Genomic DNA, 12,660 nt, shown 5'->3' with positions numbered 1-12,660 from the left:
ATTTTACATAAATGAGTTAGTGACCATACAAAAAGGTCACGATATCGCGGTCAACTTGCGGATTAATGTGCAACATGGAGTGTGCTGCAGTTAGTGGCCCCCCGTGGATGATTTGTGTTTTAGGCTGGAAATGTTGCTTTTTTAACGCCGTACTAAATGCCAACACTGATTTAAGTGATACGGTGCCATCGCCGTTGGTTCGGTATAATTGGCCACCAATATTAAGAATTGGTAGCTTGGCTGGTAATTTTTTGAGGGCAACCGCAACAGCCGGATAATTTGAGCCCAAGGTGACAAATTTATGAATCTGGGGCTGATCGTGTTGTGGGGTGCGCGTCAAATAATTGAAGATAATATTGCCACCAGAAGAATGGCCGACCGCATTATAACAAGTGACATGATAGCGTTGTTTTAAAACGTGCATGACTTTAGCAAGTTGTCGGGTTTGCTTGGCTGGTTGGTGATTGACGGCATAAATCACTTGAATGGTTGGGTTATCACGTAGTGGAGCGTATTTTGTGACGTGGACCTGTCCTTGGCGACCAACGTGGACTACTAGGGCCTTGGTCATCAAATGCGTCTCGCTTAATCGGTGGACGAAGCCATCAGTTGAAAAGGCTTTGGCATAGTCACCGCCAATAAAAATCGTGGGTATCTTAGTTTGGTGAACTTGGACGGTTTTGAGCGGTTGTAGCCGATGTTGCCAGTAAGCGCCGCTCCCGATGACCAGCACGACACTGAGTCCTGCTAAACTGATGATAAGTTGTTTTCGCCGCATTTTTAACCCCTCTTCGTCTATGGCTATTATAGCTGAAAATTAGCGAAATGTTTTTGCAAAAGGGTGGGTTATCTACTAGAATTAACAGTATTAAAGTTTATTTGAGAAAGTTGGTTGACGAATGACTTCAGCATATGATTTAACGATTGTTGGTGGTGGGCCGGTCGGCATGTTCGCGGCATTTTACGCGGGTATGCGGAATGCAAAAGTGCAATTGCTGGAAAGTCTGCCTGAGTTGGGTGGACAAGTCCAAGCCTTGTATCCGGAAAAAATGATCCATGATATTGCGGGTTATCCGGCAATTCGTGCCCGTGATTTAGTGTCACAGTTAGCTACTCAGATGCAACAATTTCCGATTGACGTTAAGTTGAATCAGGCCGTGACGGATGTGACGGGAACGATGGGAAATTTTGAGCTGACGACTAGTGATGGGACGAATTCCAAGTCAAAAGCGATTATTGTGGCGACTGGGAGCGGAGCCTTTCAACCACGTAAATTAGCGGTCGACAATGCCACACAGTTTGAAGGCCAACAACTTTTCTACCATATTCCGAGCCTAGTACAATTTAAAAATCAAGTCGTCCTTGTAGCCGGCGGTGGTGATTCGGCAATTGATATGGCACTCATGCTAGAACCGGTGGCCAAGCAAGTTTATCTCATGCATCGCCGTGATCAATTTCGTGGTATGGAACACAGCGTGGACTTGTTGAAAGCTTCATCGGTTGAAATTAAAACCCCATTTTTAATCAAGGCATTAGCTAAGCGTCCCAATGGTCAGTTGGACTTAACGATGAAAGAAGTTCGTGGTACGGCTGAGGAACAACTAGCGGTGGATTCGTTACTCGTGAATTATGGTTTCATCGCAGACAATAAAGTCATTCGCAACTGGCAAGTGACGCCAACCATGAGTCATCGGTTAATTGAGGTGGACACCCAAATGGCTACGGATATTCCTGGGATTGCGGCAATTGGTGATACCGTTGTTTATCCCGGCAAATTGGGGCTGATCGCGAGTGGTTTTGGTGAAGCCCCCAATGCGGTGAACCAGTTGATGATGCAACTCTATCCAGATCGACGGAGTCCACTGCATAGCACGACTTTATTTGAAAAACGTGCTCATTAATTTTTGATAGCGTTGGTTAAAAGAGTTAGGCCAGCCGCTCAGTTTGTTGTTCCGGTTGGTCTGGAACGTGGTGGTCTTGTTTCGTTTTAACTTGTACCTGTACTTGGAAAAAGAGTTTGAATAAGGCTTAATAGCAAAGAGAGGGCACACGCTTTATCACGAAGCATGTGCCCTCTCTTTTCGTTATTTCAAAGCAATTTCAAAGAATAAAATTTTGCGGCTCGAAGTCCCTTGACTAATAAGCTGTGAAGCCTAATTGCTGCTAGTTAGGCTCAGTTCGTTCATGAAGGTTAAGAGCAACTTAGCATAACTTGGGTGATCCGTATTCTTTTTGGCTTCGGTCTGCATTTCGTGCAAGTTGTCCGTAATAATCCCATTGACGCCCATGAACATCATCTGATCCATTAAATCGGTGTCGTCAATGTCCCAGGCATAAACTTTTTTATGCAACCGGTCAGCTTTGTCCACAAAATGGTCGTTTAAAGTCGTGGCTTCCATCGTATAAGCGTTGGCGGAAGTGTGTGGGAAGGTTAGATTATATGGCAAAATGTAGCTAACAAATTGTTTTTGATCTAAGCGTTTCAATTCAGTCATGACTTTATAACTCAAGGTGTGGACTTGATCATGATCTGTTTGAAGGGTCTTGCCGTATTTTTGAATGAAGCGCCGGGTATCTGCTCGCGTATAAGCTTTCGATGTTTTGATCTCGACCAGCAGTTTTTGATGGTGCTGTTGGGCCGCTTGTAAATATTGATCAAAACTTGGAATCTTGGCTTGATAACCATTCTCATGCACCGTCAATTTTTGCAATTGTGCCAGTGTTAATTGATAGGGCTTCTTTTTGATCCCGGCGAGGGCCTTCAAATTAGGATCATGCATAACCACAAATTGATGATCTTTCGTGACCTGTATATCCATTTCAATATAATCTGGTTTTTCACGACTGGTTTTGATCAGTGCTGGAATCGTGTTTTGGACGCCATTGCCATCGTCAACGCCACGATGAGAAATCATGATGGGCTTTGTGATGGCAAACCCATTCAGATAAATTAAATTGAAGGCGACCAACAATCCACTGACAACGACCATCCCGATTGCAACAGTCCCACGTGTCCAGCGGCGTAATTTGGCTGGCTCATTGAAGGTCAAAGTGGGCCGGCTCGGTAACGTCAGATCTTGGCGGTAGCAGGCAATGATGAGCATCATGAAAATGGCGGCGGTGTAGCAGATAATGATTTCGGTGACGATTTCCATGATAAATAAATTGAGGGTCGCACCAGCCATTGCAAATTTAGTGGTGTCGAGCCACAACTGTAAGCTATAAATAGCCCCGTAAATGACGGCTACGGTGCCCGCGACCATCAGTAAGATGACCAAAATATGACATAGATAGCGCCAAGTCCGGTGGGCGCTTTGACGCCAACTGGTTTGTAGCGCTTGGCGCCAAGGCAGTTGGTCGATCATCATCAAGGGTAGTAAAGTCATCAAACGGATGCCCAGATAGCCCGCGCCGACATAGAAGACAGCGAGTCCCGCCGCCATCCAGGGATTATCCAGAAGAAAGCTCACAATGAATGCTGGAATCTGGGCTTTGTTTAATAATGGTGTGGTGAAGATATAACTGCCAAAGGGTAAAATGACGATAAAATAACCAATAAAAAAGATAAAGGTGCTTAGTGACGTATGATGCAAACTGGTCACGGTATCTCGTAAAACGGCACGCACCGTTTTTGGACGGCCTTTAATAATATTAATAATTCCCAGTAATAAAAAGGCAAATTGCCAGTAGACTAAAATAATGATCGCCAACAATAGTAATAACATGCCAATGGCGGCCAGTGGCGTTTTGACTAAAATATGACCCACGTTCGTGTATGAAACGTAACTGACATTTTGCCACTTTAATAATAATTCTAATAACCAAGTAAACAGTGGTACAGCTAAATAACTGATCACCAGGTTGGTGCCGAAAATCAAAGCAACGTAACTGCCCCAATTTTTGAAAAATCGCCGGGTACCGTGTGCCCAAAAACGCCATGCTCCCATGGATGATGCCCCCTCAAAGTAATCTATTGTCTTTTATTTTACCATGACATAAAAAAAGTTATCACTCACAATTGATCTGAGTGATAACTTTAATTGAACTATTTAGAACTAGCGCTGGTACTACTGCTGGTAGTGCTGGTGTTACTGTCACTATCATCAGGATTAGTAATCTTAATCCGGGTCGAATCAGTCTTCGAATGTGTATCTTCAGGGGCATCCGTTGAGTAGAGGTCGGCCGTAGTTTTATCCCCATTCTTGGAATAGAGACTCGTGGAAGCTTTTTCTAGTGTATCTTGGATCTTGATTTCTTTTTGCAAACCATTAGCGTAATTATAATCGGACGCATCGACTTTCTTGAAATCTTTGGGGGTGTAGAACCGCAAGAGATTTTTCGAGTTCAATGAATCAGAGAGGCTCAGTTCTTGACTAACTTTCTTCTGATCTTTGTCGACGGCCTTTTGGACTTTTTCAGTAGCATCGAGCTTTTCACCGGTGGCGTTGCTGTAGATCTTGCCACTAAGCACGGTGTACTTCGGGGTCACGAAATCGCGATTCCGGAAAGCAACCACTTGATCATGATCCTTCGAGAAGAGGTCGGTCCCAAACTGAATATAGCGTTTGCTGGAGATCCCCAGCAAGTGCAAAATAGTTGGTAAAACGTCGATTTCACCACCATACGTGGATTCGACTTTTCCACCCGTTGAACCAGGAATATTGATCATAAATGGCACTCGTTGTAGTTGCGCGTTATCGTAAGCCGTCCAGTCTTTGGCCGACTTGCCTAAGATAGGCGCCAACGTGGTATTCTCACTATTAGACAAGCCGTAGTGGTCACCATATAAGACGATCATTGAATTCTTTAACAGCCCAGCCTTTTGCAAGTAAGCGTAGAATTCTTTGATGGATTGATCCAAATAATGCGCTGTTTGGAAGTAGCCATTGATGGCACTATCACTAGTGTCGGTCGTCTTAAAGTCAGTATCTTCCTTATCCATACTGAACGGGAAGTGATTCGTCACGGTAATATATTTAACATAGAACGGTTGTTGTAATCGTTCCAAATATTGGACTGAATTCTTGAATAGTAACTTGTCCTTCAAACCATAACCAGTTGATTTATCACCGGTGGTATCGAAGTAACTCGCATCAAAGAAATATTGATAACCCATATTCTTATAGGTGTTATTTCGATTCCAGAAACTGGCGACATTTCCATGAAAGACGGCGGAAGAATATTTGGCACGTTGATTCAATATTGCCGGTGCCGCTTGGAAAGTATTATCCGAACCAAGTTGTGAGAACAATGAACCGGTCGATAAACCGTACGTACTCGTTTCAAGCATGTTTTCGGCATCACTGGTTTTCCCTTGACCAACTTGATGGAAGAAGTTTTTGAACGCGTAGGTCGAATTGCTATGATAGAGCGAATTCAAGAATGGCGTCACTTCTTGACCATCAATTTTTTTATCAATGAGAAATTGTTGGAAACTTTCCAAGTGAATGACGATCACATTTTTACCCTTGGCAATGCCGTACATACTGGCATTGGGGGCGGCGTAATGTGACGTTGTAAAATCCTTGACCGTATCTAATTCGGATTTTTTGGCGCTAGCGCGTTGGTGGTTCGTTTGTTCATCTTTAATCCCGTCATAGACGGTAAACGCATCGAGCCCCAGATATTTGACGATATAGTTACGGTCAAAGGTCCGAGTTAACAATTGTGGCCGATTGGATTCAGCTAACGTTAAGTTGAGCCCAAAGCCAGCGATGGCGACCGAAGTATAAGCAAACGCAGTCCGTTTACGGATGGGTCGATCGTCATGTTTGATGACATGGAAAACATATAAGCCCAATAAAACGATAATATCGATCCAATAGAGCCAGTCATACCAGTTGGTTAGGGCGAACGATGATCCCGTTAAGCCTTGATTGACTTTTGACACACCAGTCATGGTACTAACGGTCATGAAGTCGGTAAATTCGCGGTAATAAATGACATTAGCATACATCAACACGGTATTTAACGCGTCGATTAGCAATAAAATATAGTAATAAAAGCCGGTTTTGCGAATATATAACGCTAAGCTGAACAGAAACACCGTAGTTGCTAACGGATTAACAAGCATCAACGACACCTGTAGAATGTCAGTTACTCCCAGGGAGAACTCGGCAAAGTAAGCAAAGAGGGTCTTGGCCCAAAATAAGAAAACTAACAGCCAAAAGAACCCAATCCGCGTGTTGAGGTGCTGGCGGAGTTTGGTAAGCATGTTTATAAGACCTCATTTGTGACAAATTTGGATATGACTCGAAAAACAGTCATCAAGTCATTTTAACATAACAAGCAGAACGGAAATCGTTAACATTTTTAAGAATGGGTTAATTTGAGTCACGCACCTTAATTGAGCGTATCCGGTACGCTTAGTCAATGTGAAACGATCTGGTGGTTCAAATGCAATTCATGATGTGAACCAATCAGTAACTGCTTGTATATCATAGTGTATTTTGAAATAAGTCAGTAATTTTTCCGCCTCCATGGTCTAGTATGTTCGCTGTGAGGCAGACCTGCAGCCAAAGAACGGTCTGCAGGGCGCTTTCAAGCCGGAAATCACGTCTTAAAAGTCGGCCAGACACTAACCTGGGTAAACTAGCCCAGCTAAGTGTTTTGACACCGCGAACATACTGGTCCACTCCGACGTCAGATAGTGGTTTAACAAGGGAACATTGATAAAATCAGTATCAGAACTACTAACTAGCGTAGTGCGGGCTGGATGATGCTCAGTGGTGAAATTTCTCTTTGCTGGTGAATTTCCAGCTTAGAGAAAGCCCGGCTTGTGAGACCGTACTTTGGCTCACAAACGTGGCCACCACGTTCCAGTATCAGTCCAGACCAACCGGAGTGGCAAGTTAAGTGGACACTTTAAACGATAAATTGCGAACTTTCAAATGACAATGAACCGTTTGACGTGATGTCTTGGAACGGGTATTCTCAAAAGTATCAATAAGGGTGGTGTCATTGAATGAAAATTAAAAAAAGTAATCAAACCACATCGCCGATATATGACGATGCAATCATGATTCGGCGGGCGGTCTTTATTGCTGAACAAAAGATTGATCCAGCCTTGGAATTAGACACAGTTACAACTGCAACTTGGCATTATGTGTTGTACGATGACGCTGGTGCAGCGGTCGCGACGGCACGCATGACGCCTGAATCAGCGCAACAATTACATATTCAACGCGTGGCGACTTTGAAAGCAGCACGCGGTCAGGGCTATGCCCAAGCCTTAATTAAACAGTTGCTACAAGATGGTCAGCAGCAGGGCTATCAGGAAGCCGTACTGGGTGCTCAAGTGACGGCTCAAGGCTTTTACCAGCAACTTGGTTTTAAGCCATTTGGTGAACGGTTTATGGAAGCGGGACTGTTGCATCAAAATATGCACCGAAAACTAACTAACTAGCGGTATAATTAGCTTAGAGAGAACGAGAGCCAAGGGGATCTTTACATGGAATTACCACCAACAGTAACAATGGTAGATATTGCGGATAATATTGCGTTGAAGCCGACTTTTATGACATTTGAGATTGATGGTCAGCAGTATCCAAAACCCAAGCCACCAAAGGGCTGGCTGGCAAGAGGTTTCGCCTATAGCCCGTTTGCGCATGGTAACGTTGAGTTTCGGGGAACCCAGTTGATCTTTACGGATGAAAATGGGGAGAATTTCAAAACGATTACGATTGCTGATTTAAATCAAGTGGAACTTGCGTTGTATCATTCAATGGTACGGACTGTGGGACCAGCGATGGTGTTTAAGGCCCGATATACAGTGTCCTTCAAACTAACAACACCGGGGGCGACCTATCAGTTATTAGGAACAGATACGCGGGTGATCCCAGTTTTGATCAAGTGGTTAGCGACGCAGAAATTGACGTTCAAAGATCCGATGGGATTGTCACAAATCAAAGCTGATTTTGATTGGACTAAAATTACCGAAGACCAGTTTAATCAGTGGGCTAAAGATACCGATTATGCGGGTGTTTTTCAAGCGATTGGGTCGAAACAGCTTTTCTAAGAAGTCTGAGCAATCACTCAGGCTTTTTTTCTAGACAAGATTTAGCCCAAAAACGGCAAGATGCGGTATTCTAAAACTATTAATTTAGTTATGAAGGGATGGCTGGCAAATGACTGAGTCGATTGGTGCGGTTGCCAAAAAATTTGGGGTGACGATTTCACAATTGCGGTTTTATGAAAAAGAAGGACTGTTGCCACCAATCAAGCGCGACGCGGCGGGACGACGACAATATCAGACTTGTGACTTGGCTCTGATTCAACAAATTGTTAATTTAAAACGATCAAATGCCTCATTAGAAGAAATTGCTAAGTTTCTGGACTTATACCGCGCGGGAGCCGCGACTTTGGGTGCGCGGGCGCATTTTTTTGCTGATCAAACGGCTAAATTAGATGCACAGCTAGCTAAATTACAGACGACCAAGGTTTATGTCCAATATAAGCATTGGTATTATGATCAGGCCCAAGCAGTCGGTGGGGTGGCTGAATTAACAGCAACACAGTGCGAGTTGGGTGATCAGTTTGCGGCCTATTTAAGGCTAACGGGTCAAAGTGAGTCACTAGCGTTATTTCAGCAATTGTTAAGGCGCTATCCCGCTGGACTTTGTGCAGTTGACCTGGATACAGTGCTTGTCGGTGAAACCAATTAATTGACCTCGACCCGCCTTTAGGTGCTAAATTTAACTTATCAAATTGATGAGAGGACGTTTAGAATGACTGAATTTACAGCAGCATTAACTTTTAAATCAGGCGTAACCGTTAAAAATCGACTCATGATGTCGCCAATGACAACGCGTCAGAGCTTTTTTGATGGCGAAGTGACCAAAGATGAAATTGCTTATTATGAACGGCGAGCCCATGGTGTTGGCGCGATTATTACTGGTGCGGCCAATGTACAAGCAGGCGGCAAAGGTTGGCCGGGAGAGCTAAGCATTGCCGACGATGCCATGATTCCCCGACTACAGGCGTTGGCTACTGGCATTCAAGATGCTGGTGCCAAAGCAATTATTCAACTGGTCCATGCTGGACGGATGACCAACCGCGCGACGCTTGGTGGTGTTCAAACCGTCTCCGCCAGTGCGGTTGCTGCGGAACGTCCGAACGCGGAAACACCACGCGCGATGACTGATGCAGAAGTTCAAGAAACGATTAAAGCATTTGGGGAGGCCACTCGCCGAGCAATTCAAGCCGGTTTTGATGGTGTCGAATTACACGGGGCTAACACGTATCTTATCCAACAGTTCTTTTCACCACATTCTAATCGGCGGACTGATCAATGGGGCGGAGATCGTGAAAAACGCACGCACTTTATTAAAGCCATGTTGACATCCGTTTTTGCGGCAGTCAAGCAGTATGCCAAGCGACCATTCCTAGTGGGTTATCGGGTGTCACCGGAAGAATTTGAGACGCCCGGAATTCGATTTGAAGATACCTTGTATCTCATTGACCAATTGGTGCAAACCGATTTGGATTATTTGCATATTTCGTTGAATAATTATGATCGGGTTGCGCGAGCAGCAGATTATCAAGAAAAATCGATCTTAGCTTATGTTAAAGACGAAGTCGCCGGAAAACTCCCAATCATGGGCGTTGGTCAGGTGCGGACAAGACAAGACGTTGCCAATGTATTAGCTGATACTGATTTGGTCGCAGTTGGTGAACAATTGTTATTTGATCCAGATTGGGCAACTAAATTGCTAACGAATCGTGATCAAGAGATATTAACCGCGCCATTTGAAAGCTTATTTGCCGCACAACGGAACCAATTTAACTTGCCGCTGGCAGACTTTTTGGCAGAACGCTATCGTTCTACGCCGAATATTTAGCTTGGCCAGTTTCGGGCGCAGTTGAAGCCCTAAATCTGATAGTATCTTGATTCATGAAACATGGTTGTTAAAACCAACTAAATTCTATTCACGAAGTTCCCAAAAAAATCACGATCAAATTCTAGCCGCAATTAGAATTTGATCGTGATTTTTTGTGTTGTGACCAGGATATTCGAGTGCTATTGGGTTATCCCGCTTGGTTGAACAGATTTTGAAAAAGCGACGCTATCGCTACTGTATTCGAGGTAAAACTCTGAAACCTATTTCAGATCATTTTTGGGTTTGTAAGGTTTGCAAACAAAATCTATAGGTGTTGGTTAATCTTGCAACTGCGTTATTCTACAGGTGAGTTGAGAATACTACTCAACGCTAAATTTGATGACTTTGTAGAACCTTTTAGGTTAGGAGTGAGGATCATGTTTAAAACATAGCTTATAACGATTAATAAGTGATTGGGGGAGAAAGAAAATGTTTAGAAAGTTATTTTCAGTCGGTTTGGGACTGTTGACTGTGTTGCTGACCGTCTTTACTTTTGGTCAAGCTGTTCACGCGGCAACGATTAGTACGACTGGACTGACTGGCGATGAAGCAACCGTAACGGATCGTTTTGGCAACGTGATCACGGATCCGAGCGACCTCAGCAAGTGGCAGAATTATAAGATTAGTTATCAATGGTCGATTCCAAATGGTCAAGAGATTCAACCTGGAGATACGGCGCCTGTTACGCTGCCGGGCAATGCAATTGCCTCTTCAGATTTGAGCTTTGATTTAAAGGATAATACGGGTGCTACCATTGGGACCTTTAACATTAAGGCCGGTGAAAGTACTGGGGCAATCACTTTTAATGAGCAATTGAGTGGCACCCAGGACCGGAATGGGACTTTGAACTTTTATGCTAAAGGGACTGCCAACGATGATACGAACCATTATGACTGGGCCCTTAACAAAATTGGCTGGGTCAGCGGTATCGATGAAAACGGCTTACCAAGTCAACTGACTTGGAATGTCGCGTTAAATCCAAGTGGTAAAGATCTTGGGACAGTCACGGTTACCGATACAATTGGTCCTAACCAAACCTTTGTGCCGGGTTCCGTTTATGCCGATACTGGTTCGTATAATGATGCCGGTGAATTTGTTTCCACTGGTCAACAGAACCAACCAGCCGTCACGGTAAATGGCAAGCAAATTACGTTTGTCTTTAGTAATGTGCACACAGCCATTAACATGACGTACCGCGTTCAGCTAAGCAATGTTAGTGCTAATGGTGGTGCTTGGTCGAACAATGCTTCAATGGATGGGGTCACAGTTAGTGGTCACGTCACTTGGGGCGGCGATGGTTCCGGTAATGGTAACGGCGGTAATGAAAACGAAAATGATGAAGATGCTTTAGGTGCATTTTCACTCATTAAGACCGATGCCGAAACTGGTTCGGTACTTGCTGGTGCTGAATATGAATTGTTAGACAACAACGGTAAGGTGATTCAATCTGGTCTAACAACTGATGAAAATGGAAAAATTTATGTTTCAGATTTAGCGCCTGGTGAATACAGTTTAGCTGAAACTAAAGCGCCAACTGGCTACGAGTTAAATCCAACACCAATTAAGGTCACAATTGTCGCTAATCAAACGGCGCCCGTTCAAGTTACTGCAACTGATACTAAAACACCAGTTGTCACTAAGGGGAGCGTGCGGTTAACGAAAACGGATGATCAAACTGGCAAGGCTTTGGCTGGTGCCGTTTATGAGTTGCAAGATGCTGAAGGCAACGTTTTAAAGACGGGGCTGACGACAGATGCTGAAGGTCAATTAACCGTTGATGATTTAGCAGCTGGTGATTATCGGTTCGTTGAAACTAAAGCGCCAACGGATTATGACTTGAATAAGACACCGTTGACCTTTACGATCAAACCTGGTCAAACTGAATTAGTAACGGTTACCGCAAAGGATACTAAGACTGCTACTGAACCAGAAGAACCTAACGAGCCTGAAAAACCAGAAACGCCAGAGCCACCGGTTAAGCCTGAAGAACCTGGCAAACCAGAAGAGCCTAATGAGCCAGAAGAACCCGGTGAACCAGTTATTCCTGGTGAACCCGAAGAACCTGGTGAATCAGAAGAACCTAACGAACCTGGCGAATCTGAAGAGCCTAACGAATCAGAAGAACCTAATGAATCTGAAGAACCTGGCGAATCTGAAGTTCCTAATGAATCAGAAGAACCTAACGAATCAGAAGAACCCGGTGAATCTGAAGCGTCTGGTGAATCGGAACAAGCTGGCAATTCAACTGAACCAACTGTTCCCGAACCTGGGAATTCAACGACACCTGTTGTGCCAAGTCCTGATACTGGGACCACAACGAATGGGTCAACGCAAGCTGGTAGTCAATCGCAATCGCCAGTAGCTGGTAATTATCCAACTGGTCAAATTGCTGGTAATTCGACTGGCATGTCCGGTCAAACGACCGGGACGTTACCACAAACCAACGAAAAGTCGAATGATCAAACTGGTGCTATTGTCACTGGTGTGGTTATTTTGATGATTGTCTTTGCATTCGGTAGTTGGGACTGGCGGCGTAACCGCAATTAGCTAGATGTTTAAAAGTGACGCAACTTCAGGTGTATGAAGCTACGCCACTTTTTGTTTGTTTTAATGATGAGTCTGCGTTATTGTCATGCTGGTAAGCTTAGAATTTTGCTGGCGAAACAGATTAGAAAAGGGTTGATGAACAGTCGGCAATTCCGAATGTTCATCAACCCTATTTTTTAAAAGTTGGCTAGTTGTAGTTTTAGCAAGCGGAGGGCGCAGTTGGACCGAACACGTT

At 44.2% G+C, this 12,660-nt stretch carries 9 protein-coding genes; 6 read left to right on the top strand and 3 right to left on the bottom strand.

Annotation, left to right across the window (positions count from 1 at the left end; genetic code table 11):
- Positions 1–16 precede the first annotated feature (16 nt).
- Entirely contained in the window at positions 17–778 is a 762-nt protein-coding gene (locus tag RA086_RS09880; protein WP_308703628.1) for an alpha/beta hydrolase, read from the bottom strand.
- A 121-nt stretch (positions 779–899) separates the two neighbouring features.
- Between RA086_RS09880 and RA086_RS09875 the strand changes: the two genes are divergently transcribed.
- The gene (locus RA086_RS09875; RefSeq protein ID WP_308703627.1) at positions 900–1,901 is read left to right on the top strand and encodes an NAD(P)/FAD-dependent oxidoreductase; all 1,002 of its coding nucleotides are present in this window, start codon (positions 900–902) and stop codon (positions 1,899–1,901) included.
- Between the two features lie 252 nt (positions 1,902–2,153).
- Here the strand turns inward: RA086_RS09875 and RA086_RS09870 are convergent, their stop codons facing one another.
- Both RA086_RS09870 and RA086_RS09865 read right to left on the bottom strand, forming a co-directional pair.
- Positions 2,154–3,947, bottom strand: coding sequence for a glycerophosphodiester phosphodiesterase (locus RA086_RS09870; protein ID WP_308703626.1), 1,794 nt, complete (start codon positions 3,945–3,947; stop codon positions 2,154–2,156).
- Between the two features lie 98 nt (positions 3,948–4,045).
- Positions 4,046–6,214, bottom strand: a complete 2,169-nt coding sequence (locus RA086_RS09865; RefSeq protein WP_308703625.1) for an LTA synthase family protein — start codon at positions 6,212–6,214, stop codon at positions 4,046–4,048.
- Positions 6,215–6,964: 750 nt separating this feature from the next.
- On the opposite strand from RA086_RS09865, the gene RA086_RS09860 reads away from it, so the two are divergent.
- The 5 genes from RA086_RS09860 to RA086_RS09840 all read left to right on the top strand — a co-directional run bounded on the left by RA086_RS09860 (position 6,965) and on the right by RA086_RS09840 (position 12,425).
- The gene (locus RA086_RS09860; protein WP_308703624.1) at positions 6,965–7,405 is read left to right on the top strand and encodes a GNAT family N-acetyltransferase; all 441 of its coding nucleotides are present in this window, start codon (positions 6,965–6,967) and stop codon (positions 7,403–7,405) included.
- A gap of 45 nt (positions 7,406–7,450) precedes the next feature.
- Positions 7,451–8,017: a hypothetical protein gene (locus tag RA086_RS09855; RefSeq protein ID WP_308703623.1), complete on the top strand. Its 567-nt coding sequence runs from the start codon at positions 7,451–7,453 to the stop codon at positions 8,015–8,017.
- A gap of 109 nt (positions 8,018–8,126) precedes the next feature.
- Positions 8,127–8,663, top strand: coding sequence for a MerR family transcriptional regulator (locus RA086_RS09850; protein ID WP_308703622.1), 537 nt, complete (start codon positions 8,127–8,129; stop codon positions 8,661–8,663).
- A 63-nt stretch (positions 8,664–8,726) separates the two neighbouring features.
- Positions 8,727–9,839 (top strand): NADH-dependent flavin oxidoreductase, encoded by a 1,113-nt coding sequence (locus RA086_RS09845; protein WP_308703621.1) that lies wholly within the window; start codon positions 8,727–8,729, stop codon positions 9,837–9,839.
- A 468-nt stretch (positions 9,840–10,307) separates the two neighbouring features.
- A complete protein-coding gene (locus RA086_RS09840; protein WP_308703620.1) occupies positions 10,308–12,425 on the top strand; it encodes a SpaA isopeptide-forming pilin-related protein in 2,118 nt (705 codons plus the stop codon).
- Positions 12,426–12,660: the final 235 nt, after the last annotated feature.

Source organism: Lactiplantibacillus brownii (assembly GCF_031085375.1).
Taxonomy (GTDB): Bacteria; Bacillota; Bacilli; order Lactobacillales; family Lactobacillaceae; genus Lactiplantibacillus; species Lactiplantibacillus brownii.
The sequence above is the reverse complement of the archived record's forward strand: the minus strand, read 5'-3'. Positions and strand labels throughout refer to the sequence as shown.